The organism is Janthinobacterium sp. GW821-FHT03C08, assembly GCF_059420905.1.
This window is the reverse complement of sequence record NZ_JBWKUP010000001.1, coordinates 12,525-32,401: the sequence shown is the minus strand read 5'-3', so window position 1 is coordinate 32,401 and position 19,877 is coordinate 12,525. Positions and strand designations below refer to the sequence as shown.

Sequence of the window (19,877 nt, the reverse complement as noted above, 5' to 3'; positions counted from 1 at the left end):
GCTGCCGCGGGCACACCGGCACGGCCCAGGTATAAGTTGCCATGGAGCGTGTTTTATTTCCAATTGGCAATTTACTCATGGATGACTTATGATAATGCCCATTGCCAATTTGGCCACGCTTGCGTGACTGCCGTTGGTGCCATGCCGGGCAGTGCCGTCGGGCTGCAACCTTGACCTTCCTCATCCATCGACTCTCATGAAAAAAAGCCTCGCCCTGATCTTTGCCACCTTGATGTCTGCACAGCCCGTGCTGGCGCAAAACCTGGATGCGCTGACGCCCGAGCAGCAAAAGCAGGTGCTGAATATGTTGTTACAGCAGCAAATGGGGCGTGCCTTGCAGGCGCAGGGCGTGGCGCCGCAGGCGGCGCCGGCCACGGCGCTGCCGCAACGCAGCGATGCAGACCTGGCCGCCGCGTTCAAGCAGTTTCCGGTACTGACGCACGGCGTGCAGTTCGAGCGCTTCCGCGACGGCTTCGCCATCAATGGCCAGCGTTACATCGATCCGGAAGGCAAGATCACGAGCTACGGTTTTGATGCCCAGTCGGGCGATTTTACATATCTGGCGGAAACCAGTCCGGGCGAGTATGTGCTGAAAACCGGCCGCGCCCTCTCCAGTGCCGAGCCGATCACCATCGCCACGGCGCAAAAGCAGGGGGCCTTGTGGCAGCTCACCACGGTGACGGGCAAGAAGTTCAATGGCTACCGCCTGATCCCGTCGTCGCGCGGCTTCGTGATCGCCCGCGACAACACGGGCTTCCGCTATATCCCCGGCAACGGCACGACGAACATCATCGCGCCGGAAGCGTTTTCTATTGCCGCCCTGCAAAATGGTGACATCGCCAATACGGGCTACATCCTGCTCGAACGCACACCCACCTCGAACGGCACGCAAGGCGGCGGCTCCCTGGCCGGCCTGTTCAGCGCGGTGCAGTCGCTGGGCGCCACCGTGGGCATGACCAAGAAAGAGGATTATGCGCTGCTCAACATCCAGGACAACCGCCTGGTGCCAGTGAATATCTCGCTGGAAAGCAAGCAGGTGCAGGTGATGAGTGCGTGCAAGCAAAAAAATTACTTTGTTGCCAAGTGCGCGCAGATGGACTCGTTTGAAAGCGCCTACGAGGCGAACGGCACGCGCAATATGAGCCATTATTTCTGGCGCATTAACTGGTTCAATGTGCCGGGACGGCCTATCCTCGTCTCGCAGGAAGGCGGGCTGGGCAAGATATCGGCCACCGATTTGAACAGCGGCAAGAAGGTGATCCTGTTCGAGCGCGCGCTGGGCATTGCCAGCTTCGCGGCCACGCAGGATGCCGATAGCAAGATCAACGTGACGGCGCAGATGGGTTTTTCCAGCGAAACGCGCCAGGACGTGGCCGCCTTGCTCGACAGCCTGCCGAACGTGGCCGAGACTGCCGCCAACTGATCCTGATCCCATCCCTGCGGGCGGGCGCCCAGACGCGCCTGCCGCTTCCTTTTCCCCTTCTTGTGTGCGCACGCGCCGTTCTTTGACGATGCCATGGGGCAGGCGCGGCCAGTGTGGCTTACAATATCGTTTTGCATCAGCTACTTGAAAACTCACTATGTCCAACGAGCAACCAGCAGTCGTCACCGAAGCGGCTTACCTCACCCTGCATTATCGTCTTGCTACTGTTGACGGTACTGATATTGTCACGACCTTCAGCGGCAATCCCGCGACCTTGATGCTGGGACAGGGCCAGCTGGCGCCGTTCCTCGAGCAGCGTTTGCTGGGCTTGCCTGAAGGCACGCACCAGACCTTCGAGCTGGCCGCCGGCGAAGGCTTCGGCGAGCGCAATCCCGAGCTGGTGCAGTCTGTCTCGCGCGCCACCCTGGACGAAAACTCCGTGCCGGGCGCCGACTACAAGATCGGCGACCTGGTCGATTTCGCCGCCCCGGGCGGCGGCCGCTTTGCCGGCGTGCTGCGCGAAATGCGCGACGATTCGGCCCTGTTCGACTTCAATCATCCGCTGGCGGGCCAGCCGCTGCGCTTTGAAGTCAAGCTCATCTCGGTCCTGTAAAGAAGGAGTAGCGATGGATAAGGAACTGTTACTGGCCCAGCCCCGCGGTTTTTGCGCCGGCGTCGACCGCGCGATCGAAATCGTCGAACGCGCCTTGCAACAATTTGGCGCGCCGATCTACGTGCGCCATGAAATCGTCCACAACGCCTACGTGGTGGCCGACCTGCGCAACAAGGGCGCCATCTTCATCGATGACCTCGATGATGTACCGGCCGGCAATACGCTCGTGTTTTCCGCCCATGGCGTGTCGAAAGCCGTGCGCGCCGAGGCGGAAGCGCGCGGCCTGAGCATCTTTGACGCCACCTGCCCCCTCGTCACCAAGGTGCACATGGAAGTGGGCAAGATGCGCCGCGAAGGGCGCGAGATCATCATGATCGGCCACGATGGCCACCCCGAGGTGGAAGGCACGATGGGCCAGGCCGACATGGGCATGCACCTGGTGGAAACGCTCGATGATGTGGCGAAATTGCAGGTCGTCAATCCCGACAGCGTGGCCTATGTCTCGCAGACAACGTTGTCAGTTGACGACACTCGCGACATTATCGAGGCCCTGAAACAGAAATATCCGAACATCGCGGAACCGAAAAAAGGCGACATCTGCTACGCCACCACCAACCGCCAGGAAGCCGTGAAATTCATGGCGCCGCAGGTGGAACTGGTGATCGTCGTGGGCAGCCCGAACAGCTCGAATTCGAACCGCCTGCGCGAAGTGGCCGAGAAGATGGGCACGCCTGCCTACATGGTCGACAATGCCTCGCAAATCGACCCGGCCTGGCTGGAAGGCAAGCTGCGCGTGGGTGTGACGGCCGGCGCCTCGGCGCCCGAGGTGCTGGTGCAGGCCGTCATCGACCGCCTGAAAGAGTGCGGCGTGAAGAGCGTGCGCCCGCTCGATGGCGTGCAGGAAGCCGTCACCTTCCCGATGCCGAAAGGCCTCGACGGCATCAAGCGAGACGTCGCCTGAGCCGGTAGGGCGACCGGGTATCGATGAAATAGTGACCTCAAAACCGAATTTAATTCGGAAATGATTGATTTATTCCAAGCTTAGTTTTTGCAAAAGATCGTTATGATTGCCTCAAGCTTGAATATGTTGTCGTTATGACTAAGCAGGGGCACGCCCGTTTTGAGTGCGTGCACCATGCTGGTGAGAACGGTCCAGGGATGGCACTGCAGGAATTTTTCCTCCGGTGCCGTTTTTGTATCAGCGGCATGTGTTCCGGCGGAAGTTGTTCCCGACAATGTAGATTTGATAGGGCAATCTGACCATGGATACCTTCATCCAGCAAATCATCAACGGCCTGGTGCTGGGCAGCATGTATGCCTTGGTGGCCCTCGGTTACACGATGGTGTACGGCGTCTTGAACCTGATCAACTTCGCCCACGGCGACGTGCTGATGATCGGCGCCATGGTGGGCTTGACCATCCTCAAGCTGCTGGGCATTTACGTGCCGGACTGGCCCGGCTATTTGAAACTGGCCACGGCCATCCTCGGCGCCATTCCCGTGTGTATCCTGGTCAACATCCTCATCGAGCGGGTCGCCTACCGCCGCCTGCGCAACGCCCCCCGCCTCGCCCCCCTGATTACCGCCATCGGCGTGTCCATCCTGCTGCAAACCTTTGCCATGATGATCTGGACGCGCAATCCCCTGCCTTTCCCCCAATTGCTGTCGACCGACCCCATCAATATTGGCGGCGCCGTCATTTCACAGACGCAAGTGCTGCTGCTGGCCCTGGCCGCGCTGTCCATGGGGGGCTTGGTCTTGCTGGTGGAAAAAACCCGCATGGGCCGCGCCATGCGCGCCACGGCGGAAAACCCCCGCGTGGCGGGCCTGATGGGCGTCGATTCCGACAAGGTCATCGTCGCCACCTTCGCCATCGGCGCGGCGCTGGCGGCCGTGGCCGGCGTCATGTGGGGGGCCAACTATGCGTCCATCCAGTTTTCCATGGGCGCCATCCCCGGCCTGAAGGCGTTCTGCGCGGCCGTGCTGGGCGGCATCGGCAATATCTATGGCGCCATGCTGGGCGGTATCTTGTTGGGGATTATCGAGAGCCTGGGCGCCGGCTACATCGGCGACATCACGGGCGGCTTCCTGGGCAGCCACTACCAGGATATCTTTGCCTTCGTCGTGCTGATCATCGTGCTGACCCTGCGCCCGTCCGGCATCATGGGCGAACGCGTGGCCGACCGTGCCTGATGTGATACTGGGAGATTAAATCATGGCACTACTCGATTTCGACGCTAAGAAAAATCCGACCAAGGCCTACGCCGGCATGCTGGGCCTGGCCGCGCTGCTGGTGGTGTTCCCGTTTTTTGCCGCGCAGTTCGGCAATTCATGGGTGCGCATCATCGACATGGCCTTGCTGTACATCATGCTGGCCCTGGGCTTGAACATCGTCGTCGGCTTCGCCGGCCTGCTCGACCTGGGCTACATCGCCTTCTATGCCGTGGGCGCCTACCTGACGGCCCTGCTGGCGTCGCCCCAGTTCGCCATCCTGCTCGAATCCGTGGTGAACCAGTATCCCGCGCTGGGCGAGTCCCTGGTGCACCTGATGGGGCCGGAAATCCGCGAAAACGGCATCCATCTGTCGATCTGGGCCATCGTGCCCCTGGCCGCCGCCGTGGCGGGATTTTTCGGCGCCCTGCTGGGCGCGCCCACGCTCAAACTGCGCGGCGACTATCTCGCCATCGTGACCCTGGGCTTTGGCGAGATCATCCGCATCTTCATGAACAATCTGAACGATCCGATCAACTTCACGAATGGCCCGCAAGGCATCAATTTGATCGACCCCATCCGCATCTTCGGCGTCAACCTGGCGGGCGAGGCGGGCAGCAACAGCACGGTGATGCTGGGCGGCTTTTCCATGCCGTCCGTGAATGCGTATTACTTTTTGTTCCTCTTCCTGTGCATCGCTGTTGTGTTCGTCACCAAGCGCCTGCAGCATTCGCGCCTGGGCCGCGCCTGGGTGGCCATCCGCGAGGACGAGATCGCCGCCAAGGCCATGGGCATCAACACACGCAACGTGAAATTGCTGGCCTTTTCCATGGGCGCGTCGTTCGGCGGCGTGGCCGGCGCCATGTTCGCGTCCTTCCAGGGCTTTGTCTCGCCGGAATCGTTCTCGCTGACGGAATCGATCGCCGTGCTGGCCATGGTGGTGCTGGGCGGCATCGGGCATATTCCCGGCGTGATTCTCGGCGGCGTCATCCTCGCCTCGATCCCGGAAGTGCTGCGCCACGTGGTCGAACCGGCCCAGCAGGCGCTGTTCGGCCACGTGGTGATCGAGGCGGAAGTGCTGCGCCAGCTGCTGTACGGCCTGGCCATGGTGTTGATCATGCTCAACCGTCCGGCCGGCTTGTGGCCGGCACCGAAGCACGAAGACCGGCCCGACCACGACGTCGACCAGCCGGGCAAATCCACCGGCGTCGTGTCCGCCTAGCCTGAGGACGAGGAAGACCATGAGCGAACAGATCATTCTCAATATCGCTGGCGTGAACAAGCGTTTCGGCGGCCTGCAGGCGCTCACCGACGTGGGCATTACCATCAAGCAAGGCCAGATCTACGGCTTGATCGGGCCGAACGGCGCCGGCAAGACGACGTTTTTCAATGTCATCACCGGCCTGTACCAGCCCGACACGGGCACTTTCGAGCTGGCCGGCAAGCCGTATTCGCCGTCCGCGCCGCACAAGGTGGCCAAGGCGGGCATCGCCCGCACTTTCCAGAACATCCGGCTGTTCGGCGACATGACGGCGCTGGAAAACGTCATGGTGGGGCGCCACGTGCGCTCGCACCAGGGCGTGTTCGGCGCCATCTTCCGCCACAAGGCGGCGCGCGAGGAAGAGGCGTCCATCCGCCGGCGCGCCATGGAACTGCTCGATTTCGTCGGCATTGCCCAGTTCGCCAACCGCACGGCCCGTTTCCTGTCGTATGGCGACCAGCGGCGCCTGGAAATCGCCCGCGCGCTGGCCACCGACCCGACCCTGCTGGCCCTGGACGAGCCGGCGGCCGGCATGAACGCGACGGAAAAGCTGGCCCTGCGCGAGCTGCTGGTGAAAATCAAGGCGGAAGGAAAGACCGTGCTCTTGATCGAGCACGACGTGAAACTGATGATGGGGCTGTGCGACCGCATCACGGTACTCGAATATGGCAAGCGCATCGCCGAAGGCTTGCCGGCCGAAATACAGCAAAACCCGGCCGTCATCGAGGCTTACCTGGGGGGATCGCACGCATGAGCAATGTATTGAAGGTGGCGGGCCTGCACGTGGCCTACGGCGGCATCAAGGCGGTAAAAGGCATCGACCTGGAAGTCAACGAGGGCGAACTGATCGCGCTGATCGGCGCGAACGGCGCCGGCAAGACGACGACGTTGAAAGCCATCACGGGCACCTTGCCTGCATGCAAGGTCGACGGCACGATCAGCTACCTGGGCGAATCGCTGAAGGGCTCGAAATCGTTCCACCTGGTGGAACGGAAGCTGGCCATGGTGCCGGAAGGGCGGGGCGTGTTTACCCGCATGTCGATCCGTGAAAACCTCATGATGGGCGCCTACACGCGCACGGACAAGGCGGGCGTCGAGGACGATATCGCCAAGTGGTTCGACGTCTTTCCCCGCCTGAAGGAGCGGGCGGCGCAGATGGCCGGCACCCTGTCGGGCGGCGAGCAGCAGATGCTGGCCATGGCGCGCGCCCTGATGTGCCACCCGAAGCTGCTGCTGCTCGACGAGCCGTCGATGGGCCTGTCACCCATCATGGTGGAAAAGATCTTCGAGGTCATCCGCAGGGTGTCGTCCGAAGGCATCACCATCCTGCTCGTCGAGCAGAATGCCCGCCTGGCCCTGCAGGCGGCGCACCGCGGCTACGTGATGGATTCCGGCCTGGTGACCATGGGCGGCAATGCGGCCGACATGCTCGACGATCCGCGCGTGAAGGCGGCGTATCTGGGCGAATAAAGCAAGCGCGCATAAAAAATGCCCCGGCTGGGCCGGGGCATAATGGCATCCGTGGGGGGAGAAGCGGGATGGATGCCTGGAGGAGCTGGTGAGACGGGAGCGCCGTGGCGCTCCTTGCTGGCAATTACTTGGCGGCAGCGCGCGGCACGACTTTTTCAGCCGCTTGCGTGAACTGGTTCACGGCCGATGCCAGGTTCGCTTCGATGGCTTCGACGGCTTGCTTGCTGGTTTTCGAGAATTGCTCGTAGCCTGCATTGGCGTTGCCGATGGCCGTTTTCAGGATGGCGACGGCGTTTTCCGAGCCGGCTGGCGCGTTCTTCGTCACTTCTTCCACCAGCGAGATGACCTTGCGGTTGGTTTCAGCGATTTGCGACTCGGCTGCCTTGCTGAACTCGGCCTGGGTGCCCGACGTGATGGCTGCCAGGTGACGGCCGTAGGCGATGGCTTTTTCGGCGCTAGGCTGGGCTTGCGCAGCGCTCAGCGAAAAGAATTCTTGTGGGTCTTTTGCCGACAGTAATTGCTTGGCGGCGGCCGTCGATTCTTCCAGCGTTGCCTTGGCAGCGGTCAGGTTCAGTTCGACGATCTTTTCGATGCCTTCGAAGGCCTTGCCCGTCAGCGACGAGAACAGGGCGAATTGGGCTTCCAGGTTGGCTTTGGTAGCGGACGAAAACTGCTCAGGAATTGAAAACATATAAATCTCCAAAAAATCGAAATCTGGTTAATTTGATGCTGCGTGTACCGTTTGGGAAAGCAGGTGAATCTAAATTTTTCAAGCTGAACAAGAATTGTGCAACGCAACAAACCCTATTCTACGGTTAAAAAAAATGAAGTCAAGCGAATCTTGTGCGATGCAACAATTGAATAGATTTGCATCAAAAACCATTGTTTCTAAAGAGAAATATTTGATTTCTGCGTGTTAATGGTTTAAGCCTCAACCGTTATTTCCCCGCCTTTCGGGACGGGTGCGGCGCAGCATGCTAGACTTTGCCTCCCGCACTGGCGCAGCGCCCCGGTGCCGACCCCGTTTCCCGAGTTGATACCATGTCCAATCTTCCCGCCGCGGCTGGCGCCAGCGGCAAAGCTCCTTTCCTGGCCGCCCTGGCGCCGATGGCCTTGCCCGCTTTCTTCGTGTTGTTATGGAGCACAGGTTTTATCGTCGCCAAGTTCGGCCTGCCATATGCGCCGCCGCTGACCTTTCTGCTGCTGCGCTTCCTGGGCGTGCTGGTGATCCTGCTGCCGCTGGTGCTGTTGTTGCGCGCGCCGTGGCCCGTGGGACAGTTCCGCCAGATCGCCGTGGCCGGCATCCTGATGCAGGCCGGCTACCTGGCCGGCGTCTGGTGCGCCATCAAGCTGGGCATGCCGGCGGGCTTGAGTGCCCTCATCGTCGGCATGCAGCCCGTGCTGACGGCCTGCGCCGCGCCGCTGATCGGCGAATCCGTGCGGCCGCGCCAGTGGCTGGGCCTGGTTTTCGGCCTGCTGGGCGTGGCCCTGGTCGTGTACGCGAAGATCAACCTCGTGGGCCTGACGGTGGAAAGCGTGCTGCTGTGCGTGTTTGCCCTGCTGTCCATGACGGCCGGCACCATGTATCAAAAACGCCACTGCCCCCAGTTCGACTTGCGCACCGGCACGGTGGTGCAGTTTGCCGCCTCCATCGTCGTGGTGTTGCCGTTCGCCCTGTATTACGAAGGCCTGGATTGGCAGTTCAGCAATGTGCAATGGACGGCGAATTTCATCGGCGCCTTGCTGTGGTCGGTGCTCGTGCTGTCCATCGGCGCCATCTTCCTGCTGTTCGCCCTGATCCGCCGCAGCGACGCCACGAAAGTGACGGGCCTGCTGTACCTGACGCCGCCCACGACGGCCGTCATGGCCTGGCTGATGTTTGGCGAAGCATTTAATATGCTGGGCATCGCCGGCATGCTGGTGGCCGTCGTCGGCGTGGTGTTCGTGGTTAAAAAATAAAGAAACAAGCAGGAGAGCAGGGTAGTGAGCAAGCAAGCATTCGAAACACCGTCGACGCAGCAAGCCGTCGATGCGGCCATCCTGTCGCGCCGCTCTATCCGCGCCTTCTTGCCCACGCCCGTGGCGCAGGATGACATCGCGCGCATCCTGGAAGTGGCGGCGCGCGCGCCCTCGGGCGCCAACATGCAGCCATGGAAAGTGTATGTGCTGTCGGGCGAGGCGCGGTTGCGCCTGTCGCGCCGCATCCTCGATGCCTACGAGGCGCCGGCGGCGCCCGATGCGCCCGCCCGCACGGCGTCGTACACCTATTACCCGCGGCAGTGGACGGCGCCGTTCATCGCGCGCCGCCGCAAGATCGGCCTGGACCTGTATCAGCTGCTGGGCCTGCAGCGGGGCGACACGGCCGGCATGGCGGCCCAGCACGGGCGCAATTTCCAGTTCTTCGACGCGCCCGTCGGCCTGATCTTCACCATCGAACGGGTGCTGGAGCAGGGGTCCTGGCTCGACTACGGCATGTTCTTGCAGAACATCATGCTGGCGGCGCGCGCGCGGGGACTCGACACCTGCCCGCAGGCGGCCTTCATCCATTACCATGACATCATCCGCGAGGAACTGGACCTGCCCGCCAGCGAAATGGTGGTGTGCGGCATGGCCCTCGGCCATGCCGACCCGGACAGGGTCGAGAACCGCCTGAGCACGGAACGCGAGCCGCTGGCCGGCTTTGTTAAATTCATTGCCACTTAGTTATCTATAGCGATTTGCACAAGTAAACAGGGAATCAAGGATGGGCTTGTTTGCTCGCCACCAACGATTTGTATTTCATTGCTGCAATAAATACTGTCCTAACTGTTAAATTGGCTTGCGATTACTCTGCATTTCGCTACACTGCAATAAGGCAACAGCTTCACGGGGAATTATCGAATGGCTAAGTTTAAACTTGCGCTGGGTGTCCTGGCTTCCCTGCTGTTTGCGCTGGCGCCGGCTGCGGCCGTGCACGCCAAGGAAGCAAACGGCAAATCCTCAGCCTCCAAGAAACACACAACCAAGAAAGTCAAAGTCGTGCTGCGCAAGGGCACGACGGCCGCGCCGCGCGAAAAGACCGTGCGCCGGGTCGTCATGGTGCGCGGCAAGCGCAAGGTCATCTACCAGAAAGTCAGCAGCGTGGCCGTACCCATGGCCGCGCCTATGCCCACCATGGGCGACCTGGCGGGCCTGAACCTGACGCGCGATCCGCTCGACCTCAAGTCCAGCGTGGCGCTGGTGCTGGACCAGGCCAATTCGGAAGTGCTGTTTGAAAAGAATTCCAACGTGGCCCTGCCCATCGCTTCCATCACCAAGATGATGACGGGCCTGGTGGTGGTCGAAGCGCGCCAGGACATGGATGAAGTGCTGACGATCACGGACGACGACGTCGATCGCGCCAAGTTCAGCAGTTCGCGCCTGAAGGTGGGCTCGCAATTAACACGTGGCAACATGCTGCACATCGCCCTGATGAGCTCGGAAAACCGCGCCGCCTCGGCCCTGGGCCGCAATTATCCGGGCGGCTTGCCCGCCTTCGTCGACGCCATGAACAGCAAGGCGCGCCAGCTGGGCATGATGGATACGCATTACGTCGATTCCAGCGGCCTGTCGAAAATGAACGTGGCCAGCGCGCGCGACCTGGGCAAGCTGGCCATGGCCGCCTTCCAGCAGCCGCTGCTGCGCCAGTATTCGACGGACCCGAAAGCTATCGTGGAAGCGAGCGGCCAGCCCATGCAGTTCGGCAATACGAATCACCTGGTGGCCAATCCGGGCTGGGAAATCGGCTTGCAGAAGACGGGGTTCATCAATGAGGCGGGACGCTGCCTGATGATGCAGGCCGTCATCGAAGGACGGGCCGTGATCATGGTCTTCCTCGATTCCAAAGGGAAACAGTCGCGTACGGCCGACGCGGGCCGCATGCGCAAGTGGCTGGAAGCCTTGAAACCATCCAACATGAGCTTGCCTGGTGGTTAATGCAGAAAGTTGTCGTCGCGACGCCTGACAACACCGTTGCGAGCGGTCGTGATTTGTGGCTAAGAAGCGCAACCGTACTCCGTGCGGGGGCGCCGAGCCAGTGAGCATCGCAGGCCGCAAGGCGCGCCGCGCAGCAGGTTTGGTCAGGCGTTCTCAGTCTTGCGGGATATAACCCAATGTGACGGAAATCTGGTTCGCCGTTTCCACCAGGTCCACCAGCCACTCATCCTGCAGGCGGTCGGCCGGCGCCGAGATCGACAGGCCCGCGATCAGCTTGCCTGAGTCGTCGCGGATGCCGGCGGCCATGCAGCGCACGCCCAGTTCCAGCTCCTCGTTGTCGCGCGCATAGCCGCGTTCGCGCACCAGGCTCAGCTCGCGTTCGAGTTTCTGCAGATCCGTGATGGAATTCTTGTTGTGCCCGGCCAGGCCCGTGCGCGTGGCGTAGGCGCGGATGGCCTTCGGCTCGTCCACGGACAGGAACAGTTTACCGGTCGACGTCAGGTGCAGCGGGCCGCGCCCGCCGATGGCGCGCACCACCTGCATGCCCGAGCGCTCGGAAAAGGCGCGGTCGATGTAGACGATCTCGTCGCCCTGGCGCACGGACAGGTTGATGGTCTGCTGGGTTTTCTTGTGCAGCTGGCGCATGAAATCCAGCGCCGCTTCGCGCACGCTGAGGCGGCTTTTCACCACATTGCCCAGTTCCAGCAGGCGCATGCCCAGGCGGTAGGTGCCCGGTTCGATGCGGTCGACAAAGCGCGTCAGCACCATGTCGTTGAGGATGCGGTGTGCCGTCGAGGGGTGCAGCCCGGATACCTTGGACAATTCCTTCAGGCTGACAGGGTCAGAATATTTCGCCAGGGCATCGAGCAGGGCAACCATGCGCTCGATCACCTGGATCGTCGTCTTGGGAGCTGCGACCGGTTCAATTTTCATGATGGATTTGGTGCAATGCAGTATTCATGCATCTTTATACCATGATGTGAAAAAATAGTGAAATGTTCCGAGATAATCGGCGAAAAAATTGTCACAATCCCTATGTCGGCCGTCATAATGGCCTTACTGCACCCGTGCCTCACCCTGGAAAACCATGCAACCCGTAAATGAATTCAAGAGCAAGAGCGGCCTGAAGCGCATTTTTGCTGCCTTTTTTTACTCGCTGGACGGCTTGAAGGCGGCCTGGCGCCATGAACACGCATTCCGCCAGGAACTGGGCCTGTTCGTCGTCGGCACGGTCATCGCCTTGCTGCTGCGCATCTCCGCCTTTGAAAAACTCGTGCTGATCGGCGTGCTGCTGCTGGTGCTGATCGTCGAACTCATCAACTCGGCGCTGGAAGCCGTGGTCGACCGCATCTCGCTGGAGCGCCATCCACTGTCGAAAAATGCCAAGGACTTCGGCAGCGCCGCCGTGCTGCTTACCTGCATCCTGGCCTTCGCCACCTGGTCCGTGGTCCTGTTCAACCGCTTTTATTAACTGCTTTATCCCCGTTGCGCGCCGTCCATATGCGAAAAATGTATATCAAACGGCGAAACGCTTCGTTCTCTTTGCGGCCGCGGCGCCGTAATCTGGTGGCTCTGAAAGTTCAACCACACGGGGATCTTAGATGCTGTCGAAAAAAATCATCATTGCCGCCGCCATCAGCGCGTTTGCCCTCCTGCAAACGGCGCAGGCTGCCGATATCACCCTGCTCAATGTGTCGTACGACCCGACGCGCGAGCTGTACCAGGATGTGAACACGGCATTTGCCAAGGAATGGAAAGGCAAGACGGGCGACAACGTCAAGATCAAGCAATCGCACGGCGGTTCCGGCAAGCAGGCGCGCGCCGTCATCGACGGCCTGGAAGCCGATGTGGTGACGTTGGCCCTGGCCTACGACATCGACGCCCTGGCCGAGCACAAGCTGCTGGCGGCCGACTGGCAAAAGCGCTTGACGCACAACAGCTCGCCTTACACCTCGACCATCGTCTTCCTGGTGCGCAAGGGCAACCCGAAAGGCATCAAGGACTGGAATGACCTGATCAAGTCGGGCGTGTCCGTGATCACGCCGAACCCGAAAACCTCGGGCGGCGCCCGCTGGAACCACCTGGCAGCGTGGGGCTACGCGCTGCGCCAGCCGGGCGGCAGCGAAGCGAAGGCCAAGGATTTCCTCGGCAAACTGTACAAGAACGTGCCCGTGCTCGATTCCGGCGCGCGCGGCGCCACCACCACCTTCGTCGAGCGGGGCATCGGCGACGTGCTGATCGCCTGGGAAAACGAAGCCTACCTGGCCGTCAAGGAACTGGGCCCGACCAAGTTTGACATCATCACGCCGTCCGTCAGCATCCTGGCCGAGCCGCCCGTCGCCGTCGTCGACAAGTTTGCCGACAAGCATGGCACGCGCAAGGTGGCCGAGGCTTACCTGAACTACCTGTACACGGACGAAGCGCAAGACATCATCGCCAAGAATTACTACCGTCCGGCCACGGACAAGGCGGCGAAGAAATACGCGTCGCAGTTCGCCAAGGTCAACCTGTTCACCATCGAACAGGTGGCGGGCGGCTGGACGGCGGCACAGAAGGCGCACTTTGCCGACGGCGGCATCTTCGACCAGATCTACCAACCTAAGTAATACCGGATGGCACGATTGCCAGACCGTTACTAAAAGGAACCATCATGGCGCTGCGCAGCTTTTCCGATTACCGGGTACTGATCGTGCCGGGCTTGCATAACAGCGGACCCGAGCATTGGCAGAGCCGCTGGCAGCGCCTGTATCCGCAGTTCGAGCGGGTCGAGCAGGATGACTGGAGCGTTCCCGACCTGGCCACCTGGTCGGCGCGCCTGGACCGGGTGCGGCGCCAGGACAGCCGTCCCACCCTGATCGTTGCCCACAGTTTTGGCTGTTTGACGACGGCGCACAGCCTGGCCCGCGACCCGCAGGGCGTGGCCGGCGTGCTGCTGGTGGGACCGGCCGACCCGGACAAGTTTGGCGTGGCGCAAGCCTTGCCGCAGAAGCGCTTGCCTTGCCCCGGCATCCTGATCGCCAGCCAGACGGACCCGTGGATGACGGCCGAACACGCCACGCAGTGGGCGCGGCGCTGGAATTGCAAGTACATTGATGGCGGCGCCCTGGGCCATATCAACGCGGAGTCCAACCTGGGCGACTGGATTTACGGCCAGGCCCAATTACAGACGCTGTTTGATCTGGCGCAAGGGGAGCGCCGCCACCGCCAGGCTGCTTGATACACTACACTGCACTATGTTCTATCACCCCAATTTGATGAGGAGATCACGATGACCTTACGCCTGGGCGATGTCGCCCCCGATTTTGAACAAGACAGCTCCATCGGCCCGCTCAAGTTCCACGAGTGGGCTGGCAATTCCTGGGTGGTGCTGTTTTCCCACCCGGCCGACTTCACGCCCGTGTGCACGACGGAACTGGGCCTGACGGCCAAGCTCAAGCCGGAATTCGACAAGCGCAACGTGAAGGCCATCGCCCTGTCCGTCGATGCGGCCGAATCGCACAAGAGCTGGATCAAGGACATCGAGGAAACGCAAAACACGGTGGTGGGCTTCCCCATCATCGCCGATGTCGACAAGAAAGTGTCCGTGCTGTACGACATGATCCACCCGGAACAGTCCGTCACTGCCACCGTGCGCTCCGTCTTCATCATCGACCCGAACAAGAAAGTGCGCCTGATCCTCACGTATCCGCTGAGCACCGGCCGCAACTTCAATGAAATCCTGCGCGTCATCGATGCCCTGCAGCTGACGGACGGCTACACCGTGGCCACGCCCGGCAACTGGCAGGATGGCGACGACGTCATCATTCCATTGACCGTGCAGGATCCGGACGTGATCCAGCAGAAATATCCGAAGGGCTTTACGGCCGCAAAGCCATATCTCCGGTTGACGCCGCAGCCGAATAAATAAAAGTTTCTACTTTCATAAAAACGCACCTCGCCGGTGCGTTTTTTTTCGCCTGCAGATTCTGCCGCCAAGTATGCAAAATCCATCTAAGCAAATGAGAAATGGTTAGTTCTTTTTATAACGATTGCATGTGAATATTGCACCCTATAACTCAAAAATGTAATAAGAAGGGGTTTCTATGTCTGCAGTATCAGCATCAGCAGCACCGATCAAGGCGCGCGGCGCGCCGTTTCGGGTCATGCCGGGGTTTAAGCTGTCACTGGGCTTCACGCTCTTTTACCTGGCCCTGATCGTTCTCATTCCGCTGTCGTCGGTGTTCCTGAAAACCTTCACCATGACATGGGACGCCTTCTTCCACGCCGTCACGTCCGACCGCGTGATGGCGTCGTACCGCCTGACGTTCGGCGCTTCGCTGATCGCCGCCCTGCTGAACGTGGTGTTCGGCGGCATCCTGGCGTGGGTGCTGGTGCGCTACAAGTTCCCCGGCAAGCGCATCATCGACGCGCTCGTCGACTTGCCCTTCGCCTTGCCCACGGCCGTGGCCGGCATCACCCTGACGGCCCTGTATTCGTCGAATGGCTGGTTCGGCCAGTTCATCGAAGGCGTGCTGGGCATCAAGGTGGCGTTCACGCCGCTGGGCGTGGTGGTGGCGCTGACCTTCATCGGCTTGCCCTTCGTCGTGCGCACCGTGCAACCGGTGCTGGAAGACGCGGAAAAGGAACTGGAAGAGGCGGCCGCCAGCCTGGGCGCCAATTCCCTGCAGACATTTACCCGCGTGATCTTCCCCACCATTTTGCCCTCCTTGCTGACGGGCTTTGCGCTGGCCTTCGCCCGTGCCACGGGCGAGTACGGTTCCGTGATCTTTATCGCCGGCAATATGCCCATGGTGTCGGAAATCACGCCGCTATTCATTATTACCAAGCTGGAACAATACGATTACGCAGGCGCCACGGCCATCGCCGTGGTGATGCTGGTGGTGTCTTTCCTGCTGCTGTTGACGATTAACCTGCTGCAAGCGTGGACGCGCGGAAAGGGCAAGAAATAATGAGTACGCATATTACTGCCGTCGCCAACGCGGAAGATGCGCTGCCAAAAGCGCGCCGCATCGAACCGAATGTCGGTCCTGTCGTGCTCGAACCATTGTGGGTGCGCACGGTCCTGATCACCATCGCCCTGCTGTTCCTGACGGCCTTCCTCATCGTGCCCCTGGTGGCCGTGTTCGCGGAAGCGTTCAAGAAGGGCTGGGAAGCGTATATCGCCGCCATCATCGACCCGGACGCGATTTCCGCCATCAAGTTGACCCTGATCACGGCCGCCATCGCCGTGCCGCTGAACCTCGTATTCGGCGTGGCCGCGTCCTGGTGCATCGCCAAGTTCGAATTCCGCGGCAAGAGCATTTTGCTGACCCTGATCGACTTGCCGTTTTCCGTCTCGCCCGTGATTTCCGGCCTGATTTACGTGCTGATGTTCGGCGCCCAGGGCTGGTTCGGCCCGTGGCTGCAGGCGCACGACATCAAGATCCTGTTTGCCGTGCCCGGCATCGTGCTGGCCACCATCTTCATCACCTTCCCCTTCGTGGCGCGCGAACTGATCCCCCTGATGCAGTCGCAGGGCAGCGAAGAGGAAGAGGCCGCCATCGTGCTGGGCGCCTCGGGCTGGAACACCTTCCGCAGAGTCACCTTGCCGAACATCAAGTGGGGCTTGCTGTATGGCGTGATCCTGTGCAATGCCCGCGCCATGGGCGAGTTCGGCGCCGTGTCCGTGGTCTCCGGCCACATCCGCGGCGAAACCAACACCATGCCGCTGCAGGTGGAGATCCTGTACAACGAGTACAACTTCGCCGCCGCGTTTGCCGTCGCCTCCCTGCTGGCCTTGCTGGCACTGGTGACCCTGGCCCTGAAAGCCTTCATTGAGTGGCGTTTGAACGAAAGCAGCGCCGACGATTCCGCCTTACGTTCCACGGAGCACTGATCATGACCATCGCAGTTAAAAACATCAATAAGCGCTTCGGCGATTTCGTCGCCCTGAACAATATCTCGCTGGACTTTCCCGCCGGCGAGCTGACGGCCCTGCTGGGTCCGTCGGGTTGCGGCAAGACAACCTTGCTGCGCATCATCGCCGGCCTCGAGCACCCGGACAGCGGCCAAGTGCTGCTGGACGCGGAAGACGCGTCGAACCGCCACGTGCGCGAGCGGCAAGTCGGTTTCGTGTTCCAGCACTATGCGCTGTTCAAGCACATGACGGTATTCGAGAACGTGGCGTTTGGCCTGCGCGTGAAATCGCACAGCGAGCGCCCGTCGGAAGACCAGATTCGCCGCAAGGTAAAAGATTTGCTGGAGCTGGTGCAGCTGGACTGGCTGGCCGACCGCTATCCGCCGCAACTGTCGGGCGGACAACGCCAGCGCATCGCCCTGGCGCGCGCCCTGGCCGTCGAACCGCGCGTGCTGCTGCTCGATGAACCGTTCGGCGCGCTCGACGCCAAGGTGCGCAAGGAATTGCGCCGCTGGCTGCGCCGCCTGCATGACGACCTGCACGTGACCAGCATTTTTGTCACGCATGACCAGGAAGAGGCGCTGGAAGTGGCCGACCAGGTGGTGCTGATGAACAAGGGAACCGTCGAGCAACTCGGTTCCCCCGAGCAAGTCTACAACCACCCGGCCTCGCCCTTCGTCTACGGTTTCCTGGGCAACGTCAACCTGTTCCATGGCCGCGTGCATGACGGCGTGATGGCGACGGGCGACGCCAGCTTCGAGGTGCCGGACTACGCGGGCGTGAGCGACAGCAAGGGCACGGCCTATGTGCGGCCGCACGACCTGGAAATCGACCGCTACACGCAGGGCGCGGAAGGCATCGTGGTAAAGCTGAGCCGCGCGCATGCCATCGGCCCGCTGGCCCAGCTGGACTTGCAGCGCGTCGATAACAGCGAACTGATCGAAGCGGTGATGTCGAACGAGCGCTTCAGCCACCTGCAGCTGAAGGAGGGCGAGACATTAGTTGTCCGTCCGAAACGCCTCCATGTATTTGTTGAACCCACCCGAACTTAATACAGGATAGCCATGAACTTTCAACAACTGCGATCGATCCGCGAAGCGGCCCGCCGCGGCTATAACCTGACGGAAGTGGCCAACGCCCTGTTCACGTCGCAGCCGGGCGTGAGCCGGCAGATCCGCGAACTCGAGGACGAGCTGGGCGTGGTGATTTTCGAACGCAACGGCAAGCGGTTGACGGGTTTGACGGAGCCGGGCAAGGGCATCCTGAAGATCGTCGACCGCCTCTTGATCGAGGCGGAAAACCTGCAGCAGGCCAGCCTCGAATACAGCGGTCAGACCAGCGGCACCTTGTCCGTGGCGGCCACGCACACGCAGGCGCGCTATGCCTTGCCGAAAGTGGTGCAGAGCTTCCGCGCCGCCTTTCCTGACGTGCGCATTGCGCTACAGCAAAGCGCGCCCGAACATATCGCGGAATGGGTGCTGTCCGGCAAGACCGACATCGGCATCGCCACGGAGGGCCTGAGCCAGTTCCCCGACCTCGTGTCGTTCCCATGCTACCGCTGGAGCCATCTGATCGTCGTGCCGGACGGCCACCCGCTGCTCGAGCACTCGCCCATCCGCCTGGAAGACCTGGCGAAATATCCGCTGATTACCTATGACAAGGGTTTTACGGGGCGCGGCCATATCGACGACGCCTTCGCCAAGGCGGGCGTGGCCACCGACATCATCCTGACGGCCATGGATTCGGACGTCATCAAGCAATACGTGGCGCTGGGCCTGGGCGTGGGCATCGTCGCCTCGATGGCGTTTGATCATGGCCGCGACAAGGGGCTGCGGGCCGTGGAAGCGTCGCACCTGTTCGCCACCAACACGACGCGCCTGGCCGTGCGCCGCGGCGCCTACCTGCGCGCCTACGCCTACGAATTCATCCTGCAGCTGGCGCCGGACCTGACGCGCGAAGACATCGACCGCGCCATGGCGGGCGAAGATTCGCTCTAGGCTGACGCGAGCGCGGCCCGCTGCGCGCGCGTCAGGCTGGCGACGGCGCGCGCGTGGGAATCCTGCAGCAGTTCCGTCAGGTAATCGGCGGGGAAGCGCGCCACGTCGACGATGGTCACCCAGTGGAAGCGGCCCATGTAGCGGGCCGGCTTGACGCCCGGCATGTCCGTCAGTTCGATGAAGCGCTCCGCGCTGGCGCGCAGGCTGAAGCGCCATTGTTCGGGCATGCTGGTTTTAAAATAGGCAAATTTCTTGCCGGCTACTTCATACACGAGGATGTTCGACGGCGGGCCGTACAGTACGGCTTGCGCGCCGGGCAGGGCCGCGCAAGCGGCTTTCAGTTCATCACTTGTCATTCGTCAACCGCCATGAATTGTTGGGTGTTATGGTCGAAGGCATAGGCCGCGCCGGCGGGTGCGTCCAGCAGCGCAATAAAACGGTCATCCACGCTGAGCACGGCGCCCAGCGACACGAGGACCACGTTGGCGCTGTCGTTGATGTAGTCGTCGCTTTCGTCGTTGGCCGTGAAGCGCCAGCCGCTGTCGTCGGCGTTGTCCGGCTCCTCGCGGTACAGGTAGCCGACGGGCGCGCCCTCCTCCAGTACTCTCTTCGTGACGAAGCACAGGCCCGCATAGCGCTTGACGAGGTTATCGTCCTCGTCGTGTTGCGTGTTGATGATGTGGCGCGCCGCGAAGGCGATGGGGTCCTGCGCCCGCAAATCCCGGATATGGCGGGGCGTGTTGTCGAGCTTGCCCGTGAACTGGCCGCCGGCCTCCACCGTATCGACCAGCACCCACATGCGCTCGGCGCCCGGCGCCTGCAGGTCGTCGCTGTGGAAGGCGAAGACCAGCTTGACCACGTCGCCGGGGCGCACCCGGGCGATGGCCGCGGGCGGCGATTTGTAGAAGGTGTAGGGATGGCGCGTTGCCAGTTCGGCAGCGTCGGCCAGGTGCCAGCTGGGCATGGTGATCCGTCGTCGGGAAAGAAAGCCCATGGTAGCCGATCGCACGCCTGAAAGCACGCCGCGCGCGCAGGCCGTATGATGGCCGTTCC

22 protein-coding genes are annotated in these 19,877 nt (G+C 61.6%); 18 read left to right on the top strand and 4 right to left on the bottom strand.

The window, feature by feature from the left end:
* The first annotated feature begins 196 nt into the window (after positions 1 to 196).
* From AC07VL_RS00155 to AC07VL_RS00125, 7 genes are all read left to right on the top strand, one after another.
* A complete protein-coding gene (locus AC07VL_RS00155; RefSeq protein WP_494804072.1) occupies positions 197 to 1,423 on the top strand; it encodes a hypothetical protein in 1,227 nt (408 codons plus the stop codon).
* A 157-nt stretch (positions 1,424 to 1,580) separates the two neighbouring features.
* Positions 1,581 to 2,036 (top strand): FKBP-type peptidyl-prolyl cis-trans isomerase, encoded by a 456-nt coding sequence (locus AC07VL_RS00150; protein ID WP_034785165.1) that lies wholly within the window; start codon positions 1,581 to 1,583, stop codon positions 2,034 to 2,036.
* A 13-nt stretch (positions 2,037 to 2,049) separates the two neighbouring features.
* Positions 2,050 to 2,997, top strand: a complete 948-nt coding sequence (gene ispH / locus AC07VL_RS00145; RefSeq protein WP_494804071.1) for a 4-hydroxy-3-methylbut-2-enyl diphosphate reductase — start codon at positions 2,050 to 2,052, stop codon at positions 2,995 to 2,997.
* Positions 2,998 to 3,298: 301 nt separating this feature from the next.
* On the top strand, positions 3,299 to 4,228 hold the full coding sequence (locus AC07VL_RS00140; RefSeq protein WP_290608140.1) for a branched-chain amino acid ABC transporter permease: 930 nt from the start codon (positions 3,299 to 3,301) through the stop codon (positions 4,226 to 4,228).
* 22 nt (positions 4,229 to 4,250) lie between these two features.
* Entirely contained in the window at positions 4,251 to 5,468 is a 1,218-nt protein-coding gene (locus AC07VL_RS00135) for an ABC transporter permease subunit (RefSeq protein ID WP_494804070.1), read from the top strand.
* 19 nt (positions 5,469 to 5,487) lie between these two features.
* On the top strand, positions 5,488 to 6,261 hold the full coding sequence (locus AC07VL_RS00130) for an ABC transporter ATP-binding protein (RefSeq protein WP_494804069.1): 774 nt from the start codon (positions 5,488 to 5,490) through the stop codon (positions 6,259 to 6,261).
* Positions 6,258 to 6,977: an ABC transporter ATP-binding protein gene (locus tag AC07VL_RS00125; RefSeq protein WP_290608134.1), complete on the top strand. Its 720-nt coding sequence runs from the start codon at positions 6,258 to 6,260 to the stop codon at positions 6,975 to 6,977. Before AC07VL_RS00130 ends, AC07VL_RS00125 begins: the two co-directional genes overlap by 4 nt.
* A 124-nt stretch (positions 6,978 to 7,101) precedes the next feature.
* On the opposite strand, the gene AC07VL_RS00120 is transcribed toward AC07VL_RS00125, so the two are convergent.
* Complete coding sequence (locus tag AC07VL_RS00120; protein WP_494804068.1) at positions 7,102 to 7,668, bottom strand: phasin family protein; 567 nt, start codon at positions 7,666 to 7,668, stop codon at positions 7,102 to 7,104.
* A 350-nt stretch (positions 7,669 to 8,018) separates the two neighbouring features.
* Between AC07VL_RS00120 and AC07VL_RS00115 the strand changes: the two genes are divergently transcribed.
* From AC07VL_RS00115 to pbpG, 3 genes are all read left to right on the top strand, one after another.
* Positions 8,019 to 8,936: a DMT family transporter gene (locus tag AC07VL_RS00115; protein ID WP_494804067.1), complete on the top strand. Its 918-nt coding sequence runs from the start codon at positions 8,019 to 8,021 to the stop codon at positions 8,934 to 8,936.
* A 24-nt stretch (positions 8,937 to 8,960) separates the two neighbouring features.
* Complete coding sequence (locus tag AC07VL_RS00110; RefSeq protein ID WP_494804066.1) at positions 8,961 to 9,680, top strand: nitroreductase; 720 nt, start codon at positions 8,961 to 8,963, stop codon at positions 9,678 to 9,680.
* A gap of 177 nt (positions 9,681 to 9,857) precedes the next feature.
* Positions 9,858 to 10,931 (top strand): D-alanyl-D-alanine endopeptidase, encoded by a 1,074-nt coding sequence (gene pbpG / locus AC07VL_RS00105; protein WP_494804065.1) that lies wholly within the window; start codon positions 9,858 to 9,860, stop codon positions 10,929 to 10,931.
* Between the two features lie 153 nt (positions 10,932 to 11,084).
* Here the strand turns inward: pbpG and AC07VL_RS00100 are convergent, their stop codons facing one another.
* Entirely contained in the window at positions 11,085 to 11,864 is a 780-nt protein-coding gene (locus tag AC07VL_RS00100) for an IclR family transcriptional regulator (protein WP_034785179.1), read from the bottom strand.
* Positions 11,865 to 12,018: 154 nt separating this feature from the next.
* On the opposite strand from AC07VL_RS00100, the gene AC07VL_RS00095 reads away from it, so the two are divergent.
* From AC07VL_RS00095 to AC07VL_RS00060, 8 genes are all read left to right on the top strand, one after another.
* Entirely contained in the window at positions 12,019 to 12,402 is a 384-nt protein-coding gene (locus AC07VL_RS00095; protein ID WP_494804064.1) for a diacylglycerol kinase, read from the top strand.
* 130 nt (positions 12,403 to 12,532) lie between these two features.
* Positions 12,533 to 13,537, top strand: a complete 1,005-nt coding sequence (locus AC07VL_RS00090) for a sulfate ABC transporter substrate-binding protein (protein ID WP_494804063.1) — start codon at positions 12,533 to 12,535, stop codon at positions 13,535 to 13,537.
* A 44-nt stretch (positions 13,538 to 13,581) separates the two neighbouring features.
* Entirely contained in the window at positions 13,582 to 14,148 is a 567-nt protein-coding gene (locus AC07VL_RS00085; RefSeq protein WP_494804062.1) for an RBBP9/YdeN family alpha/beta hydrolase, read from the top strand.
* 51 nt (positions 14,149 to 14,199) lie between these two features.
* Complete coding sequence (locus AC07VL_RS00080; protein ID WP_290608117.1) at positions 14,200 to 14,838, top strand: peroxiredoxin; 639 nt, start codon at positions 14,200 to 14,202, stop codon at positions 14,836 to 14,838.
* Between the two features lie 175 nt (positions 14,839 to 15,013).
* Complete coding sequence (gene cysT / locus AC07VL_RS00075; RefSeq protein ID WP_494804061.1) at positions 15,014 to 15,880, top strand: sulfate ABC transporter permease subunit CysT; 867 nt, start codon at positions 15,014 to 15,016, stop codon at positions 15,878 to 15,880.
* Positions 15,880 to 16,806 (top strand): sulfate ABC transporter permease subunit CysW, encoded by a 927-nt coding sequence (gene cysW, locus AC07VL_RS00070; protein WP_494804060.1) that lies wholly within the window; start codon positions 15,880 to 15,882, stop codon positions 16,804 to 16,806. Before cysT ends, cysW begins: the two co-directional genes overlap by 1 nt.
* A 2-nt stretch (positions 16,807 to 16,808) precedes the next feature.
* On the top strand, positions 16,809 to 17,879 hold the full coding sequence (locus tag AC07VL_RS00065) for a sulfate/molybdate ABC transporter ATP-binding protein (RefSeq protein ID WP_494804059.1): 1,071 nt from the start codon (positions 16,809 to 16,811) through the stop codon (positions 17,877 to 17,879).
* Positions 17,880 to 17,891: 12 nt separating this feature from the next.
* Positions 17,892 to 18,824, top strand: a complete 933-nt coding sequence (locus AC07VL_RS00060; protein ID WP_494804058.1) for a CysB family HTH-type transcriptional regulator — start codon at positions 17,892 to 17,894, stop codon at positions 18,822 to 18,824.
* Here AC07VL_RS00060 and AC07VL_RS00055 read toward each other — a convergent pair.
* Positions 18,821 to 19,180 carry an MmcQ/YjbR family DNA-binding protein gene (locus AC07VL_RS00055; protein WP_494804057.1) on the bottom strand — a complete coding sequence of 120 codons (360 nt, stop codon included), beginning with the start codon at positions 19,178 to 19,180 and terminating at the stop codon, positions 18,821 to 18,823. The genes AC07VL_RS00060 and AC07VL_RS00055 overlap by 4 nt on opposite strands.
* On the bottom strand, positions 19,177 to 19,788 hold the full coding sequence (locus AC07VL_RS00050) for a DUF2185 domain-containing protein (protein ID WP_494804056.1): 612 nt from the start codon (positions 19,786 to 19,788) through the stop codon (positions 19,177 to 19,179). Before AC07VL_RS00050 ends, AC07VL_RS00055 begins: the two co-directional genes overlap by 4 nt.
* Positions 19,789 to 19,877 lie beyond the last annotated feature (89 nt).